Raw genomic sequence first — 15,558 nt, 5'->3', positions numbered from 1 at the left:
CAGCACGGCGTACCGGGGTTACCAGGGCAGGTTCTGGCCGTTGTACGCATGAAAGCTGCCTGTCTGCTCCACGCCCAGGCCGTCGAGCACGCCCAGCATGTCGGCGGCGGCTTGCGCCGCGTCGCGGCCAATCTCTGCGCCGTTGAACGGCGCCGACAGCGCAGACGTAACGGTACCGGGGTGCAGCGCCACCAGCACCGCCTGGGGGTGCGTGCGGGCCACTTCGATCGATGCCGTCTTGAGCAGCATGTTGAGCGCGGCCTTGGAAGCCCGGTAGCTGTACCAGCCGCCCAGCCGGTTGTCGCCAATGCTGCCCACCTTGGCCGACAGCACGGCCAGCACGCTGCGCTCGCGGCGCGCGAGCAGCGGTGCAAAGTGCGCCAGCACCAGCGCCGGGCCAAAGGTGTTGGTGCGAAACGTGGCCTCCATCTGCGCGTAGTGGAGCTGGCCCAGGCGCTTTTCGGGCAGGCCCTGCGGCCCGTGCAGCATGCCCGCCGCGTTGATGACCAGGTGCAGCGGCCCGCCGGCGCCCACCTGCGCCGCGGCGCGGGCCACGCTGGCCTCGTCATCGAAATCGATGGCGGGCGTGGTACTGCGGCCCAGGCCCAGCGCCTCGCCGCAGCGGGGGTCTGCGCGCAGGTGCGCCAGCATGGCAGCGCCGATGGCGCCCGTCGCGCCGATGACCAGCGCGCGGTAGGAGTTGGGCAGGGATTGCATGGCTTCCTTGGAATGACGATGACCCGGGTAACGTCTGCGCATTCAGCGGTACGTCCACGGCGGGGGGCGCCGGTGATCGCAATGCGGGGCGGCGCACCGGCGAATGACGCGATGGTGCCGTGAAAGCAATGGTTGTGTCGATCGTAAGGAACTGTGCTGTCGATGGCGTCCTACCCAGGGCTGACGGCGCGATTTTTAGCATCGGCTTCCGCCGCCCCTTTTGGCTGCATCACCTGAATAGGAAAACACCATGCTTTTCACCACCATCCGACGCCAACCCTTGCCCCGCGGTCGCACCCTGCTGGCTGCCCCGCTGATTGCGCTGGCCGCCGTTGCGCTTACCGCATGTGACCGCACAGACAAGCCACCGACCCCCACCAGCTCCGGCACCGGTTCGTCGTCGTATGGCGGAACGAGTACGGGCACAGGTACCGGTTCTACCAGCTCGTCGTCCATGGGCGGTACGACCGGCGCGGCCGGCACGAGCGGCTCGGGCGCTGCAGGCATGTCGGGGTCGACGGACTCCACCGGCTCCATGGGTCGCACAACGGGCGGCATTCCGAACAGCACGACAGGCGCGGGGACTGGTTCGGGCGCCACGGGCGCGGGCAGCAGCGCCGGCACATCGGGCGCCACGGGCACGACCGGCACGGGGGCCTCCACCAACGGTGGCACCTCCGCCCCTGCGGCCAGCGACGCTACATCGGGTTCGCCCAACTCCACGCCCAACAGCAGCACTGGCAATGCCACACGATGATCCTGTGGACAGGGGCATTACCGGGGACGCTCAACCTGGATTAGCCGAGCGGTTCACGGCACGCAACAGCCCGGGCCACGCGGTGGCGGTGGAGCAGGTCACTGTGTCAGTGGGCGAGGACGCCATCGGCGGCATCGTGTGGTCGCACGCGCCCTCCACTGCTTTCCGCCTGGAAAACGGCCAGCCGGTGGAGCGCGTGGAGGAGTCGACGTACCCCACCGTGCGCACCGGCGAACTGCGGCGGCGCGAGGAAGGCGACCACGGCATCACCCACCACCTGCAACACCCGTCGGCCGGTGGCTGATCCATCGGGCTGAGGAGGTAACCCGAAACCGCGCATTGCGCTCAGCGCTTCCTGAGGGCCGGTCCAACGCCGGATCAGGGCATGCAGGCGCATCAGGCAAATCTTGCAGGCTGCGTACAAAAATTCTTGCCGCTCAAGCTGCCGCACACTCCAGCGCAGCCCAGGCACTTTCCACCAGCTCAAAGTGCTCGGGCACGTTCAAGGCCGGCGCATGGCCGCAGCCGGGCACCTCCACCACGCGGACCAGGCCGCGGGCACCGGGGCCGCGCGTGAGCATCTCGGCGGTGGTTTCGCGCAGCACCAGGTCAGAGTCCACCCCGCGCAGGCACAGCACCGGCACATCCAGCGCGTCGTAGTGCTCCCAGATCAGGTAATCGTCGGCGTGGTGGGTGAACTGCTGCACCATGGCCGGGTCGTAGTGCGGCGTCACGCGCCCGTCGGGCAGGCGGCGGGTGGAGGTTTCCGTCAGGCGGCGCCATTGCGCGTCGCTGAGCCAGCCATAGGGCTGGTACACCTGACGGAAAAACGCCTCCAGCTCGACCACCGTGTCAAACGCAGGCGGGGTGCCAGCGTAGGCCTTGATGCGGTCAATGGCCACGCTGGCGAGTTGTGGCGCGTTGTCGTTGAGCACCAGGCTACGGATGCGGCCTTTGAGGCGCGGCTCGGCCAACCCGGCAGCGCACACGGTGCCGATGGCGCCGCCCATGGATGTGCCCACCCAGTGCGCGTGCTCGATGCCCAGCTGGTCAAACAGGTCGGCCGCAATGCGCGCGTAGAAAGCCAGCTGGTATTCCTGCCCCGGATCGCGCGCCCACTGGCTGAGGCCGCGGCCCAGGGTGTCGGGGCAGATCACGCGGTAGCGCGGCGCCAGGTGGGCTGCCAGCTCGTCCATGTCGCGGCCGGTGCGTGCCAGTCCGTGCCAGGCAATGACGACCGGCGCGTCGGCTGCGCCCCATTCGGTGTAATGGATTTCATAGCCGGCGCAGGTGGCGTAGCGTGAGGTGGGGCTCATGGGGCACCTTGGGACGTAAAAGCAGAAGGAAACGAAAGGCGCGAGCGCGGGTCAGCGCGCTGCCCGGGTGTGCTGCGCCGCCGCTGCGCGCAGGCGGCCCACCACCCCGGTCGGAAAGTAATACACCGACAGCACAAACAGCACGCCGAGCCACAGCAGCCAGCGGTCGGGCGACAGCAGGGCCGACAGCCAGGGCAGGCTCGAAGCCGCCTCGCTGCCCATGCGCAGCAAATCCTGCAGATAGCTTTGCGCCACCAGGAACAGCACGGCGCCGATGGCCGAGCCATAGATGGTGCCCATGCCCCCGATCACCACGATGAGCAGGCAGTCCATCATGATCTCGAAGCTGAGCGATGTGTCCGGCCCGTTGTAGCGCAGCCATAGCGCCAGCATGGCGCCCGCCACCGTGGCAAACAGCGCCGACAGCACGCTGGAGGTGGTGCGGTAGACCACCACCCGGTAGCCGATGGCCTCGGCACGGAACTCGTTTTCGCGGATGGCCTGCAGCACGCGCCCAAAGGGCGAATTCACGATGCGCAGCAGGGCCAGTACCAGCACCACGGCCGTCACGAACAGCAGGTAGTACGAGATGAGCCGACCGTCGATGGTCACCCCCAGGAAGGGCTCTTCAAACGGCTCGAAGCTGGGTGACAGCAACTGCGGCAGCTTGAAGGTCAGCCCGTCTTCGCCGCCCGTGATGTCCGACAGCTGCGAGGCCAGCGTCTGGAACGCGGCAGCCACCGCCAGCGTGATCATGGCGAAGAAGATGGCCCGCACCCGCAGCGAAAACAGCCCCACCGCCAGCGACAGCAACAGCGACAGCACCAGTGCGCCGCCCAGACCCACACCCAGTGCCGTCCAGGTGGGCCCCAGGCGCGTGGTGGCCACGGCAATGCCATACGCACCGATGCCAAAGAACATGGTGTGCGCAAAGCTCACGATGCCGGTGTAGCCCAGCAGCAGGTCAAAGCTGGCCACCAGAACCACAAAGATCAGCACCTTGGCAGCCACATTGAGCGCCTTGACACCCGGGAACAGGAAGGGCGCGAACGCCAGCCCGAGCAGGATGGCCAGCAGGATGGCCGCCAGCACTTTGCTGCGGGGGTAGTCACCGGAGAGAAGTCTGTTCATCATGTCAACCTTTCGGCATTTGCTTCAATGCGCTCGCACAGGCATGCACCTGGCCAGCGGCCGCCGTGCAAGGGCCGCCCCGCAGTACGGGCGGCGTCCCCCTTCCAGGGGGAAGGCGCGAAGCGACTCAGGGGGTGTTTCATCTGTTCGCGACCGGATAGACGCCCTGCGGACGCCACAGCAGGATGGCCACCATCAGCGCAATGTTGGAAAACAGCGCCACCTTGGGGGCCAGAAAGCCGGTGTAGTTGGCCATGAGCCCCACCAGCAGCGCGCCGATGAGGGCGCCGCCGGTGCTGCCCAGCCCGCCGATGATGATCACGATGAAGATCAGCACGTTGACCTGCGCACCCATCTGCGGAATCACGTTCTGCTGGTACAGGCCCCACATCACACCGCCCAGCCCGGCGAGGGCCGAGCCCACCACGAACACGCCCACAAACAGGCGGCGGATGCGGTAACCCAGGCTTTCCACCATTTCGCGGTCCTGCACGCCGGCGCGGATCAGCAGGCCTACCTTGGTGCGCGAGAGAACCCAGGCGAGCACGCCAAACACCACCAGGCCCACGGCCACCGCCACCAGGCGGTATTTCTCGATGGCGGCGTCGCCGATGAGCAGCGAGCCACGCATGGCTTCAGGCAACGGCAGCGGGATCTGCGCCGGGCCCCAGATGACCTTGATGAGTTCCTCGCCAATGATCATGCCGCCCATGGTGATGAGGATTTGCTTGAGGTGCTGGCCGTACACCGGCCGCACGATGAAGCGCTCGAACGCCAGCCCCACGGCACCCGCCACGGCCATGGCGACCACCATGGCGGGCAGCACCGCCATCAGGTTGCGCCACAGGTCGGCGCTTTGCGTGTAGTCGCCCATGGCGCCCAGCACGCTGGTGGCCACGAAAGCGCCCAGCGCAATGAACACACCATGGCCGAAGTTGAGCACGTCCATCAGGCCGAACACGAGCGTGAGGCCCGAGGCGATGATGAAGATGATCATGCCCATGGCCAGCCCGGCCACCGTGAGCGTGAGCCAGGTGCTGGGCGAGCCCACGAAGGGCAGCACCACCAGCGCCAGCGCTGGCACCAGTGCCAGCGGTTTCCAGTCGAAGTCACGCGCGGCGCTGGTCATGTCCGGGCCTCCAGGCATTTAGCTACATTTTTAATAGCAATGGGGGCAATTGATACCTGGGCCTGGGCCCGAAAAGGCTTGAAATTCATAGTGCCAACCCCAGCAGCGACCGCTGCAGTGCTTCGTCTTCGGCCAGCGCGGCCATGCTGCCCGCGTGCACCACCTTGCCGTTGTCCATCACGGCCACGGTGTCGCCCAGGCGTTTGGCGAAGTTGATGTTCTGCTCGACCAGCAAAATCGTGACGCCGCTCTTTTTGAGCTGGTCAAACGCCTCGATCATGTTGTTGATGATGGCCGGTGCCAGGCCCTTGCTGGGCTCGTCCACGATGAGCAGGTCGCGCGGCTCCACGATGGCGCGGCTCACGGCCACCATCTGTTTTTGGCCGCCGCTGAGCTTGCCGGCCGGGTGGTTCCAGAACTTCTCCACGGCCGGGAAGAGCCGGAAGATCCACTGCAGCCGGGCCTCGTCCATCTGCGCAGCATTGCGCGCGCCGCGGGCGGCCAGCAGCATGTTTTCTTTCACCGTGAGGTCGGCAAAGATGCCCATGTTTTCAGGCACGTAGGCGATGTTCATGCCGGCAATCTGCGGCGTGTTCATCGCGGTGATGTCCTTGCCGGCAAAGTGCACGCTGCCCTGCGACGCATGCCACAGGCCCATGATGGTGCGCAGCGTGGTCGTCTTGCCCGCGCCGTTGCGGCCCAGCAGCATGGTGAGTTGGCCCTTGGGCACGGCCAGATCGACGCCATGCAGGATGTGGTACGCGCCGATGTGCGTATGCACGCCCTTGAGTTCGAGCAGGTTGGGCGTCGTGGTGGTGGTGCGGGCGGTCATGCGGCGGTCTCCTTGCCGGGTTCCTTGGAGACACCCAGGTAGGCTTCCTGCACCACGGGCGATGCGATGACTTCGGCCGGCAGGCCGTCGGCCACCAGGGTGCCGTTGGTCAGCACGATGATGCGGTCGGCCAGCTCACGCACCACGTCCATCTTGTGCTCCACCAGCAGGATGATCTTGGTCTTGTCTTTCTTCAGCTCGCGGATCAGGTTCAGGATCACGGGGGCCTCGTCGTGGCTCATGCCAGCGGTGGGTTCGTCAAACATGTAGACCTGCGGCTCCAGCGCCATGAGCAACGCCACTTCGAGCTTGCGCTGGTCGCCGTGCGGCAGACTGGCCACAGGGGTGTCGCGTCGCTCGTGCATGGCCACGGTGTCCAGGATCTCTTCGGCCCGCGTGGTGAGCGCGCGGTGGTCGCTCCAGATGCTCCACAGGTTCAACCCGTGGCGGTGCTTGCCATCACGGGTGGCCTGCACGGCCAGGCGCACGTTCTCCAGCACCGTGAGGTTGGGGAACAGGTTGGTGAGCTGGAACGCGCGGCCCAGCCCGGCGTGCGTGCGCGCCGATACCGACTGGCCCGTCAGCTCTTGCCCGCCCAGCGTCACGCTGCCGCTGCTGGCCTTGAGCTGCCCGGAGATGAGGTTGAAGTACGTGGTCTTGCCCGCGCCGTTGGGGCCCACGATGGCGGTCAGCGTGCCGGGCTCGAAAGCGCAGGTCACGGCATTGACCGCCACGTGGCCGCCGAAGCGGATGGTCAAGTCCCTGGTGGCCAAGGTGCTCATGGGTGGTGGTTCACTTTCACGGTGGTCATCGTTAGGTTCGAAGCGCTCGCAACTGGCGGGGCCGAGGCCAGCGACCGCCGCGCAAGGGCCGCCCCGCCGCGCTGGCGGTGTCCACCTTCCCGAATGGCGTGGCCATTCGAGAGAAGGGGGAAGGCGCGAAGCGACTCAGGGGGTTGTACATATTCAACATGTGCCCACGACGTAGTAGCCGGGCCCCGTCTGCTTGAGGGTGGATGTGGTGAACACGTTCCACCAGCCCATGCCCTGGTTGGAGCCCAGTGCGTAGGCAAAGCCCAGGTAGGCGTACGCGCGGCCCGCCAGCGTGTGGGCGTAATTGCTGGCCGTGGTGCAGGTGCCCGTGCCGCCGCCCGCAGCCGCCAGCGTTGTGCCCGATGCGGCAGCGGATGCGGCCCCCTCGGCCCCGTTGGCGTCGGCAGCGCGCACCGTCCAGCTGTAGGTGGTGGAGGGGGTGAGGCTGGTGTCGGTGTAGCTGGTGGCGTTTACCGGCAATGCATTGGCCTTGTTGCCATTGCGATAGACGTTGTAACTGGCCGCGCCCGCCACGGCGCTCCATGCCAGGCCCATGCTGCTGGCCGTGGCTGCACTCGTTGACAGGCCCGTGGGCGCCGGCAGCGCCGCGGGCGGGTTGGTGGTGTCGCCGCCGCTGGAAACACGGTCCACCATCGCCTTGATGGCGGCCATCTGCGGGCCGGTCTTTTTGGAATAGTTGGCGCTGTCGTAGCCCCACCAGTCCCAGCAGCTGTTGGTGGCGGCAGTGCTGGTCTGCGGGTACAGCACGACGATGTTGTTGGTGTCGGCCCAGCGGTTGTAGCCGGTGCTCTTCACGTACTGCTGCTGCACATCACTCACGTTCTGCTTGCAGCCATGCAGGGCCACATGCACCTTGCAGCTGGAGCTGCCACCGGCCTGGCAGGCCTGCGGCACATACGCCCAACCGGTGGTGGCCATACCGTGGCCGCTGATGAATTCACTCTGGTTGAACTCGATGAAATTGCCGGCAGGCAGCGCCGCGGTGTTGCGAGCATTGAGCGGGCCGTACAGGTGCTGCAGCATGGCGCCTGCCAGGTCAAAGCCGCAGTTGCTGATGTAGGGCGCGCCCTTGGTGGCGCAGGCGTTGCCGTAGTCGTCGGTCACCATGGCGTGTTCGGCTGCAATGTCCTTTTTGTAGACCACATTGGCCGCGGGCACAAAGCTGCCGTAGTAGGTGCGCAGCGCGTCCATTACCCCGGTCTTGACCACGCTGTCGAGGGTGCCCGAGAACAGGTACACGCGCGAGTTCTGCAGGTTGGCCACCGGGTCGATGGTGCCCTGGCTGGCCCAGGTGTTGGTGGTGCTGACCAGCGTGCTGGTGGGTATGCCCGTGGGGCTGGCCATGCAGCGCCCGGTGGCGTTCACCACCGAACCCTCGGCACAGTAAAAAGGCCCACCTGCGACCACGCCCGCGCCCTTGGCAAACGTGGCCGAATACGCCACGTGCAGCTGCACGGCCATGAAGCCACCTGACGAGAGGCCCGACACGGTGGTCTGCGTCTTGTCGATCTTGAGCGCGGGCAGGTTGACGGCAGCAGTGGCTGCGCCTGCCCCGAAAATTGCCAGCGTTGCGCTGGCGGCATGCAAGGCCGCCCGGACGAATGAAATAGCCATGTTGTCTGTCTCCTGATGTGGGGGGAACGAAACCGACCATCCCCTCGTGTCATCCGGGGGTTCATGCTTTCAACGGGATAGAAAAAGGGGCGGCCGCCCCTGCGGGGATGAACCCCGGCGGTCAGGGCACGCATGCCCTGCCCCGCCGGGCCTCGCTAACGCGCTGAAAAGCGCCGGATCAGCGGTTGTTGCGGATCGGCACGTTCATTTCTTCAGGCTTGATCTCGCGCACCAGCTCGGGCACGCCCCAGGCAAAGGCCGGGTCCACCTTGATCTTGAAGTGGTACATGCTCTGCATGGCCTGGTGGTCTTCTTTGCGGAAGGTCATCTTGCCCTTGGGCGTGTCAAAACTCATGCCTTCCATGGTCTTGATGAGCTTGTTGGTGTTGGTGTCGCCACCGGTGGCCTTGAGGGCTGTGACCAGCGCCATGGCCGAGCTGAAGCCGCCCGCGGTGAAGAAGTCTGGCGGCGTCTTGAACTCCTTGTAATGCGCAGCCACCAGGGCTTCGTTCACAGGGTTCTTGGGGATGCCGAAGTAGTAGTACGTGGCGCCTTCCATGCCGGGGAAGTTCTTGTAGGCCGCCATGGCCGGCAGGATGTTGCCGCCGGTAGAGATCTCGATGCCGTAGCGCTTGAGGTCCATGTCGGCAATCTTGAACGGGTTGCCCGCGCCGGCCCACACGATCCAGATGACCTTGCGGCCGGGCTGGTCCTTGAGCTTGTCGATCAGGCGCTGGGCACCGGCGGTGAAGTCGGTGGTGGCGGCAGGCAGGTATTCCTCGTGCGCGACCTTGGCTTTCTTCACGGCGTCCTTGAAGGCCTTGACGCCATCGCGACCGAAGGCGTTGTCCTGTGCAAGCGTGGCAATGGTCACGCCTTCCTTGTCGACCGCCACGGCGTTGCTGATGGCGTCCTGGCTGCTGTTGCGGCCGGTGCGGAAGATGTACTTGTTCCACTTGTCGCCAGTGATGGAGTCGGCCACAGCGGGCTCGACCAGCAGGATCTTCTTGTATTCCTCAGCCACAGGCAGCATGGCCAGCGCCACGCCCGACGAGGTGGGGCCCACGGCGATGTCGGCCTTGTCGTCCGAGTAGGCCGTGGCCAGCAGGCTCTTGCCCAGGTCAGGCTTGCCCTGGTCGTCCTTCTCGATCACGACCAGCTTCTTGCCGTTGACGGTCATGCTGCCGCCCGTCGCATAGCTCAGGCCCATCATCAGGCCAGTCTGGGTCTGCTTGCCGTAAGCTTCCAGCGGGCCGGTCTTGCTGTAGACGTGGGCGATGCGGATTTCGCCGGAAGACTGCGCGAACGCAGGCGCAGACAAAGTGGCGGCGGTAACGGCGGCAGAGGCCAGTGCGATAAGGGTGCGGCGGTGCATGCGATGTCTCCTGTTGTGATGCCTGAACATTGCACAGTCCATGCCAGCACGCAAGCCGTTGATTTGTAAGGCTTTGCCACGCCACCCATCAACCCAATGTCTTTAATTCAGACAATCAAAATGTCCGAAATAAATACAATTGCCTGAAATTTACTCAGGGTTTTCCAGACGTCCGTAAAGCGTCGCCCGCGAAATGCCCAGTTGCCGCGCGGTGGCCAGCTTGTTGCCGCCATGGGCCTTGAGTGCAGCCGCAATGGCGCGGCGTTCCAGCTCGGCCACCTGCTCGGCCAAAGGGCGCAGCAGCAGGCTTTCATCGTCGGCCTCGGCCAGTGGCGCCGCATCCTGCACCGGCGCGGGGGCCGCGGGCTCCACGCCGGCCTCGCGCAACACGCGTTCGAGCTGGGCAGCATCGATGGATTGCGAGTCCGACCGCATCACCGCCTGCTCCAGCACGTTGCGCAGTTCGCGGATGTTGCCGCGCCACGGCTGGCCGGCCAGCAGGGCCATCGCGTCGGGCAGGAGTTCGGGCGGGGGCGTGCCGTTGCGGAGGGCCAGGTCTTCGCCCAGTGCCTCTACCAGCGCAGGGATGTCGGTGCGGCGCACGCGCAGCGGCGGCACGCGCACGGGCAGCACATGCAGGCGATAGAAAAGGTCTTCGCGGAACTTGCCCTCGCGCACCAGCGTGGCCAGGTCGCGCGACGTGGCCGCCAGGATGCGCACGTTGAACGGCACCAGCTTGTTGCTGCCCAGCGGTTCGATCTCACCCTCTTGCAGGGCGCGCAGCAACTTGGCCTGCAGGCTTTGCGGCATGTCGCCGATTTCATCGAGGAACAGCGTGCCGCCGTCGGCGAGCTTGAACTTGCCGTCGCGCCCCTTGCGATCGGCGCCGGTATAGGCACCGGGGGCTACGCCAAAGAACTCGGCCTCCAGCAGCGTATCGGGAATGGCGGCGATGTTGACGCTCACAAACGGCCCTGCGGCGCGGCTCGATGCCGCGTGAATCGCGTGCGCCAGCAGCTCCTTGCCGGTGCCGGTTTCACCCAGCAGCAGCACGGGGCTGCTCGACTGCGCCGCCCGCCGCGCCTGGCGCTTGACCTCGGCCGCGGCGGGGCTGGAGCCCACAAAGCTGGCAAACGTGTACTTGGCCCGGCGCTGCCCGTCGCCCGCCGTGGTGAGCGAGCGGTTGCGCTGGCTGGCCAGCTCGCGCCGCGCGTCGTCCAGGTCGCGCTGCAGCAGCGCAAACTTGCTAATCAAAGGTTGCAGCGTGGTCTCGGGGTGGTCAAACAGCACGATGCCGATGGCGCCGATCACGCGGTCCGCATCGTCGCGCAGCGGGATGCGGCTGACCACAAAGGTGCCCGCCTTGTTGGTCAGCAGGTCGATCAGCACCGGCTGGCCGGTCTCCAGCACCTTGCGCATCTGGGTGTTGGGGATGACCTCCTCCACCGTGCGGCCCACGAACTGGTCGACAGACGAAAAGCCGAGGTCAGGCAAAAACCGCTGGTAGCCCTCGTTGACCCACACGATGCGCCCGCTGCGGTCCACCAGGAACATGCCCTGGCTGACGCTGGAAAACAGCTGGAACATGGACCGCGCGGCCAGCTCCAGAATGCCTTGGGCATCCAGCGGCAGCGCGGGGTCTTGGTCAACGGTCAGGGGCATGCGGGGATGGTAGCGCGGCGCTACAGGGGCCGGCCGGACCGGCGTGGCTGGTCTGCAGAAGAGGCTGCGAACGCCAGGCGCAAGCGGTCGCAAGGCGCCGGTGCAACCCAAAGACAGCCCCCTAGAAATGCTACATTAATTATAGCATCATAGGCAATCAACGCCTGGACTTCAAGCCGTTTTCGTCTGAAAACTGCTTTCACTGGCGTCTGGATCGGCCGGGTGCAGCCGATCGACCGGTGGCTCTGCACCGGAGAGCCCTTGTGGTGCTGGCGGCGATGCCAGGGATTCCAGCATCTGGACCTGCAGCGACGCCAGGCTGTGCCCCACCAGAACGCAGGCCTTGCCGGTGCGACGGCAATGGTCCTGCACCCGCCAGTAGTCGTCGTGGCTGATGCAGCCGGTCTGGCAAATCACGAGGCTGGCTGCGGCCAGCCCTGTATCCGCCTCTAGCGACCGGGCAATTGCGCTGTGGCCCGGCGCTACGCGCAGCACCGGGATCATGTCCTGCGCCGCTGCCGTGTTGTTTGCAGTGGCCGGCTCTGGAACGTTTTGCCGCCAGCCCAAACGCTCGCGCGACAGGGCCGCGATGCGCTCGGCCATGGCCGCCACCTGGCGCGCTAGCACGCCGCGTCGCGGCAGGCCCGGTGCAATGGTCTCGAGCTCGGCCAGCGCCTCCTGCGCCATGGCAAGCCGCGTCTCCCGCACCATGACCGCAGCACGCAGGCGCACGACTTCGGCTTGTAGCGCGTCAACCTGTGCGGCCTGCGCCGCAAGCGCTGCGCTGCAACGCAATTGCGCCTGGCCCAACTGGCGGCTGAGCACCAGAAACTCATGGGAAAGTGACTGCATACCGCTCCGTTAAATAAGAACCATTCGTATTCTATGGTAGCATCGCCCCCGATGAACAGGCCTCCTGGTGGGGGCGCCAGGGCCCAGCAGCTTTGGTGCGAAGCCTGCACATCGCAGCCTGCGATGCAGTTGCCGTCGGGTTGTGCGAGCCAAAAAAAACCGCGCCCTGGGGCGCGGTTTTTTGCAGGCAAGGGCGTACCGGAGAGTGTCAGCCCGCCACCGCCATGGCCATGCGCCTGGCGGCCCAGCGGCGCAACAGGCGCGGCAGGATGAGCACGGTCAGGATGATCACGATCAGCGTGATCGAGCCTGGGCGCTCCAGGAAGATCGTCCACTTGCCTTCACCGATGGCCACGGCATTGCGCATCTGCGCTTCGGCCAGCGGGCCCAGGATCATGCCTACCACCACCGGCGCAGCCGGAAAGTCAAAGCGGCGCATCACCACCCCCAGCAGGCCAATCGCATACAGCAGCACCAGGTCGAAAGCACTTTGGCGCATGCCGTACACACCCAGCGTGGAGAACACCAGAATGCCCGCGTACAGGTATGACTTGGGGATGTTCAGCAGCTTCACCCACAGGCCCACCAGCGGCAGGTTCAGGATGAGCAGCATCACGTTGCCGATGTACATCGACGCGATCAGCGCCCACACCAGTGCACCGTTGGTGTCAAACAGCTGCGGGCCGGGCTGGATGCCGTAGTTCTGGAACGCCCCCAGAAGAATGGCGGTGGTGTTGGACGTGGGAATGCCCAGCGTGAGCAGCGGTATCAGCGTGGCCGTGATGGCCGCGTTGTTGGCCGCCTCGGGGCCCGCCACGCCTTCGATGGCCCCCGTGGTGCCAAACTCTTCCTTGTTCTTGCTCAGCTTTTTCTCGGCCGCATAGCTCAGGAAGGTCGGGATCTCGCTGCCGCCCGCAGGGATGGTGCCAAACGGGAAACCAATGGCGGTTGCGCGCAGCCACGCGGGCCAGGAGCGCTTCCACTCGTCTTTGGTCATGTGCGTGCTGGTCAGCCGGTTCTGGGTTTCGTCAGAACGGCCTTCGTACATCACGTTGTATAGCGCCTCGCCCACCGCGAACAGGCCCACGGCAATCAGCACCACCTCGATGCCGTCCATGAACTCGGGCACGCCACCGGTGTAGCGCGCCTGGCCCGTGATCTGGTCAATGCCGATAAGCCCCATCGCCAGGCCGACAAACAGCGCCACCATGCCGCGCAGCGTGCTCTTGCCCAGCACGGCGCTCACCGTAGTGAAGGCCAGCACCATCAGCAGGAAGTATTCAGGCGGGCCCAGGCGCACGGCGTATTCGGCCACCAGGGGGGCAAAGAACGTGACCAGCACGGTAGCAATCGTGCCCGCGACAAACGAGCCAATGGCGGCCGTGGCCAGCGCGGCACCGGCGCGGCCGTTCTTGGCCATCTTGTTGCCCTCCATGGCGGTCACCATGGAGCCCGCCTCACCGGGTGTGTTCAGCAGGATGGACGTGGTGGAGCCGCCGTACATCGCACCGTAGTAGATGCCGGCAAAGAAGATCATCGAAGCTGTGGCTTCGACCTTGACCGTGATGGGCAGCAGCATGGCCACGGCCACGGCCGGGCCAATGCCGGGCAGCACGCCCACGGCCGTGCCGATCATGCAGCCCACAAAGGCCCACATGAGGTTGATGGGTGTTGCCGCAGTGGCAAAACCCTGCATGAGGAGATTTAACGTTTCCATGTCTGGTAGGCCTTACAGCCACCCTGTGTTGGTAAGGCCGGGCAGGTTGATGGCCAGCAATTGCGTGAACATCCAGTACACCGGCGCAGCCACTGCAAAGCCGATGAGGGAATCCTTGATCCAGGCCTGCAGGCGCAGGTCGAGTTCGCCTTCGGCGCTCTTGAAGCCGCGCACCGACAGCACAAAGCACAGGGCGCAGCTCAGGATGAAGCCGAGCGTGGTGATGAGCATCGCATTGAGCAGCAGCCCGGCCGTCACCCAGATGAAGCCTTTCCAGTGGGCGCGCACGTCGCCAGAGCCCTCTTCCAGATCGCGAAAGCCGCCCGTCAGCGCGTGCGCCACGCACAGCACGCCGCAGATCAGCAACGCAATGCTGACCACCCACGGAAAAAAGTTGGGGCCTACGCCGCCGTAGCCCGCTTCCGAGCTGACCGAACTGGCACCCCAGGCCATGGCCAGCGCCAGCAGCACAAGCCCCACCCCGATGAGGGTCTGCAGGGGCGTGGAGCGCGATGAGTGTTGTTGTGTCATGTTTTTTCTTTCGCACTGTCCGCGCATGGCGGCGCTACCAGCAACCGCAGAGGCTGCGGCGGCGCGCCATGCATTGCCTCAGATCAGATCATTCCGGACTTGGCCATCGTGGCGCGCATGCTCGCGAACTCGGAATCCACGAAGTTCGCGAATTCATCGCCTGCCATCCAGGCGGGTGTCCAGCCGTTCTTCTCCATGGCGTCCTGCCAGGCCTTGCTCTTGTAGGTCTTGGCCAGCGCGTCGATGAGTGCCTTGCGCTGCTCGGCAGTGATGCCAGGCGCGCCGTACACGCCGCGCCAGTTGCCGATCTCCACGTTGATGCCCTGCTCCTTCAGCGTCGGCACGTTCACGCCCTTCAGGCGTGTGGCCGATGTCACACCGATCGGGCGCATCTTGCCGGTCGAGATGTATTCGGCAAACTCGCTGTAGCCGCTGCCGCCCACCGTGACGTTGCCGCCCAGGATGGCCGCGGTGGCTTCGCCGCCCCCACGGAAGGCCACATAGTTGATCTTGGCCGGGTCCACGCCCACGTCACGCGCAATCATGGCGGCGGCAATGTGTTCGGTAGAGCCACGCGAGCCGCCACCCCACTTCACGCTGCCAGGGTCCTTGCGCAGCTGGTCGATCACGTCCTTCATGGTCTTGAAAGGCGAATTGGCAGGCAGCACGAATACGTTGTATTCGCTGGTCAGGCGTGCGAGTGGCGTGACCTTGTCCAGGCCCACCGGTGGCTTGCCGGTGATGATGCCGCCCAGCATCACGGCGCCCATCACCATCAGGGCATTCGGGTCGCCCTTGCTGGCATTGACGAACTGCGCCAGGCCGATGGCGCCCGCTGCACCGCCCTTGTTGTCATAGGTGACGGTGGCCGCAGCACCGGCATCCTGCATGGCCTTGCCCAGCGCGCGGCCGGTGGAGTCCCAGCCGCCGCCCGGGTTGGCGGGAATCATCATCTTGATAGCAGACGCAGTCTGCGCAGACACCGGCAGGGCACCAGCGGCCGCCAGGGCAGCCAGTGACTTGAGAAACATATCGCGACGCATGGGTTGTCTCCTTTTGAGGTTTCCGAACCAGTCGATGATGCGCGAGCCG

General features: G+C 65.7%; 15 protein-coding genes. 2 read left to right on the top strand and 13 right to left on the bottom strand.

Features of this window, described 5'->3' with window-relative positions:
* Window positions 1–18: 18 nt before the first annotated feature.
* Window positions 19–717 (bottom strand): SDR family NAD(P)-dependent oxidoreductase, encoded by a 699-nt coding sequence (locus ACTPOI_RS17445; protein WP_440111059.1) that lies wholly within the window; start codon window positions 715–717, stop codon window positions 19–21.
* A gap of 250 nt (window positions 718–967) precedes the next feature.
* Here ACTPOI_RS17445 and ACTPOI_RS17440 point away from each other — a divergent pair, with 250 nt between their 5' ends.
* Together ACTPOI_RS17440 and ACTPOI_RS17435 are read left to right on the top strand one after the other, a co-directional pair.
* Window positions 968–1,474, top strand: a complete 507-nt coding sequence (locus ACTPOI_RS17440) for a hypothetical protein (protein WP_440111058.1) — start codon at window positions 968–970, stop codon at window positions 1,472–1,474.
* A complete protein-coding gene (locus ACTPOI_RS17435; protein ID WP_440111056.1) occupies window positions 1,461–1,778 on the top strand; it encodes a hypothetical protein in 318 nt (105 codons plus the stop codon). The genes ACTPOI_RS17440 and ACTPOI_RS17435 overlap by 14 nt, the downstream gene beginning before the upstream one ends.
* A gap of 133 nt (window positions 1,779–1,911) precedes the next feature.
* Here the strand turns inward: ACTPOI_RS17435 and ACTPOI_RS17430 are convergent, their stop codons facing one another.
* The 12 genes from ACTPOI_RS17430 to ACTPOI_RS17375 form a co-directional block, all read right to left on the bottom strand.
* Complete coding sequence (locus ACTPOI_RS17430; protein ID WP_440111054.1) at window positions 1,912–2,790, bottom strand: alpha/beta fold hydrolase; 879 nt, start codon at window positions 2,788–2,790, stop codon at window positions 1,912–1,914.
* Window positions 2,791–2,841: 51 nt separating this feature from the next.
* Window positions 2,842–3,924, bottom strand: a complete 1,083-nt coding sequence (locus ACTPOI_RS17425; protein ID WP_440111052.1) for a branched-chain amino acid ABC transporter permease — start codon at window positions 3,922–3,924, stop codon at window positions 2,842–2,844.
* A 136-nt stretch (window positions 3,925–4,060) separates the two neighbouring features.
* On the bottom strand, window positions 4,061–5,050 hold the full coding sequence (locus tag ACTPOI_RS17420; RefSeq protein ID WP_440111050.1) for a branched-chain amino acid ABC transporter permease: 990 nt from the start codon (window positions 5,048–5,050) through the stop codon (window positions 4,061–4,063).
* Window positions 5,051–5,135: 85 nt separating this feature from the next.
* Window positions 5,136–5,882 carry an ABC transporter ATP-binding protein gene (locus tag ACTPOI_RS17415; protein WP_440111048.1) on the bottom strand — a complete coding sequence of 249 codons (747 nt, stop codon included), beginning with the start codon at window positions 5,880–5,882 and terminating at the stop codon, window positions 5,136–5,138.
* Window positions 5,879–6,664 (bottom strand): ABC transporter ATP-binding protein, encoded by a 786-nt coding sequence (locus ACTPOI_RS17410; RefSeq protein WP_440111046.1) that lies wholly within the window; start codon window positions 6,662–6,664, stop codon window positions 5,879–5,881. The genes ACTPOI_RS17415 and ACTPOI_RS17410 overlap by 4 nt, the downstream gene beginning before the upstream one ends.
* Before the next feature lie 183 nt (window positions 6,665–6,847).
* Window positions 6,848–8,329, bottom strand: coding sequence for an extracellular catalytic domain type 2 short-chain-length polyhydroxyalkanoate depolymerase (locus ACTPOI_RS17405; protein ID WP_440111044.1), 1,482 nt, complete (start codon window positions 8,327–8,329; stop codon window positions 6,848–6,850).
* 178 nt (window positions 8,330–8,507) lie between these two features.
* Entirely contained in the window at window positions 8,508–9,704 is a 1,197-nt protein-coding gene (locus ACTPOI_RS17400; RefSeq protein ID WP_300460953.1) for a substrate-binding domain-containing protein, read from the bottom strand.
* A 150-nt stretch (window positions 9,705–9,854) separates the two neighbouring features.
* On the bottom strand, window positions 9,855–11,366 hold the full coding sequence (locus ACTPOI_RS17395) for a sigma-54 interaction domain-containing protein (RefSeq protein WP_440111042.1): 1,512 nt from the start codon (window positions 11,364–11,366) through the stop codon (window positions 9,855–9,857).
* A gap of 171 nt (window positions 11,367–11,537) precedes the next feature.
* A complete protein-coding gene (locus ACTPOI_RS17390) occupies window positions 11,538–12,218 on the bottom strand; it encodes a DUF2325 domain-containing protein (protein ID WP_440111040.1) in 681 nt (226 codons plus the stop codon).
* A gap of 208 nt (window positions 12,219–12,426) precedes the next feature.
* A complete protein-coding gene (locus tag ACTPOI_RS17385) occupies window positions 12,427–13,935 on the bottom strand; it encodes a tripartite tricarboxylate transporter permease (RefSeq protein ID WP_440111038.1) in 1,509 nt (502 codons plus the stop codon).
* Window positions 13,936–13,947: 12 nt separating this feature from the next.
* A complete protein-coding gene (locus tag ACTPOI_RS17380; protein ID WP_440111036.1) occupies window positions 13,948–14,466 on the bottom strand; it encodes a tripartite tricarboxylate transporter TctB family protein in 519 nt (172 codons plus the stop codon).
* Between the two features lie 83 nt (window positions 14,467–14,549).
* Window positions 14,550–15,509: a Bug family tripartite tricarboxylate transporter substrate binding protein gene (locus ACTPOI_RS17375; RefSeq protein WP_440111034.1), complete on the bottom strand. Its 960-nt coding sequence runs from the start codon at window positions 15,507–15,509 to the stop codon at window positions 14,550–14,552.
* Between the last annotated feature and the right edge of the window lie 49 nt (window positions 15,510–15,558).

The sequence above is a fragment of the Acidovorax sp. BL-A-41-H1 genome, assembly GCF_051942715.1.
The sequence above is the reverse complement of the archived record's forward strand: the minus strand, read 5'-3'. Positions and strand labels throughout refer to the sequence as shown.

Bases quoted from the DNA above. Each gene is read 5' to 3' on its own strand.
- ACTPOI_RS17445 (WP_440111059.1), bottom strand. From the start codon at position 717: ATGCAATCCCTGCCCAACTCCTACCGCGCGCTGGTCATCGGCGCGACG.
- ACTPOI_RS17440 (WP_440111058.1), top strand. From the start codon at position 968: ATGCTTTTCACCACCATCCGACGCCAACCCTTGCCCCGCGGTCGCACC.
- ACTPOI_RS17435 (WP_440111056.1), top strand. From the start codon at position 1,461: ATGCCACACGATGATCCTGTGGACAGGGGCATTACCGGGGACGCTCAA.
- ACTPOI_RS17430 (WP_440111054.1), bottom strand. From the start codon at position 2,790: ATGAGCCCCACCTCACGCTACGCCACCTGCGCCGGCTATGAAATCCAT.
- ACTPOI_RS17425 (WP_440111052.1), bottom strand. From the start codon at position 3,924: ATGATGAACAGACTTCTCTCCGGTGACTACCCCCGCAGCAAAGTGCTG.
- ACTPOI_RS17420 (WP_440111050.1), bottom strand. From the start codon at position 5,050: ATGACCAGCGCCGCGCGTGACTTCGACTGGAAACCGCTGGCACTGGTG.
- ACTPOI_RS17415 (WP_440111048.1), bottom strand. From the start codon at position 5,882: ATGACCGCCCGCACCACCACCACGACGCCCAACCTGCTCGAACTCAAG.
- ACTPOI_RS17410 (WP_440111046.1), bottom strand. From the start codon at position 6,664: ATGAGCACCTTGGCCACCAGGGACTTGACCATCCGCTTCGGCGGCCAC.
- ACTPOI_RS17405 (WP_440111044.1), bottom strand. From the start codon at position 8,329: ATGGCTATTTCATTCGTCCGGGCGGCCTTGCATGCCGCCAGCGCAACG.
- ACTPOI_RS17400 (WP_300460953.1), bottom strand. From the start codon at position 9,704: ATGCACCGCCGCACCCTTATCGCACTGGCCTCTGCCGCCGTTACCGCC.
- ACTPOI_RS17395 (WP_440111042.1), bottom strand. From the start codon at position 11,366: ATGCCCCTGACCGTTGACCAAGACCCCGCGCTGCCGCTGGATGCCCAA.
- ACTPOI_RS17390 (WP_440111040.1), bottom strand. From the start codon at position 12,218: ATGCAGTCACTTTCCCATGAGTTTCTGGTGCTCAGCCGCCAGTTGGGC.
- ACTPOI_RS17385 (WP_440111038.1), bottom strand. From the start codon at position 13,935: ATGGAAACGTTAAATCTCCTCATGCAGGGTTTTGCCACTGCGGCAACA.
- ACTPOI_RS17380 (WP_440111036.1), bottom strand. From the start codon at position 14,466: ATGACACAACAACACTCATCGCGCTCCACGCCCCTGCAGACCCTCATC.
- ACTPOI_RS17375 (WP_440111034.1), bottom strand. From the start codon at position 15,509: ATGCGTCGCGATATGTTTCTCAAGTCACTGGCTGCCCTGGCGGCCGCT.